Source organism: Actinoplanes sp. ATCC 53533 (assembly GCF_003947245.1).
In genome coordinates this window covers 1-566 of record NZ_QHHV01000677.1, presented here as the reverse complement: position 1 = coordinate 566, position 566 = coordinate 1, and the positions used below count along the sequence as shown (strand labels likewise).

The window sequence follows — 566 nt, the reverse complement described above, 5'->3', positions numbered from 1 at the left end:
CACACAGCACGTCCAAAGTCAGATCGGCGGGGTCGTGTGGATGCCTCACGCGGCCGTTGACCTGCTCCCGGATCGACGAGATGAGTTCTCGCTCGGCGAGCTGGTACCGGCTGCCGCGGACCGCGCGACGTTGTTGGTGGAGTAGCCCGGCCTCGACCAACCCGGACCGGGTGTGCTCGTAGACCCACCTGTAAAGATCGTGCGGTTCGTTGCGAAGATCGATGCGGACACCCCGCAGTACCTCTGCCAGGCGAGGTATGCGCTCCTCGGCGAGAACCTGAAGGAATTCGGTGCTGAACGGTTCCGCGGCTGGGTCCGTGCGCCCAGTGATCGGGTAGATCCGGCCCTGCTCCACGCGGATGCGTCCTTGCAGCAGCAGGTCTGAAAGTGTCGCCGCGACCAGGCTCACGCCGATGGCACCAGGAGTGGCCAGGGGACGCACGTCCTCGTCGTGGACGAGCAGCCATAACCGGTCGCGCACGCTGGATAGGTCGCGGGCCATCAGGTGGCTTCCATGATCGCAGGGAATCCCCGGCGGGCGCGCGGGCTCGGCCGGGGTGCCCCGG

General features: G+C 67.1%; 1 protein-coding gene. It reads right to left on the bottom strand.

Annotated features, from left to right (window positions below):
* Positions 1 to 502, bottom strand: a 502-nt coding sequence (locus DMB66_RS60595) for a GPP34 family phosphoprotein (RefSeq protein ID WP_148113020.1), incomplete at its 3' end; no start/stop codon positions are given.
* Positions 503 to 566: the final 64 nt, after the last annotated feature.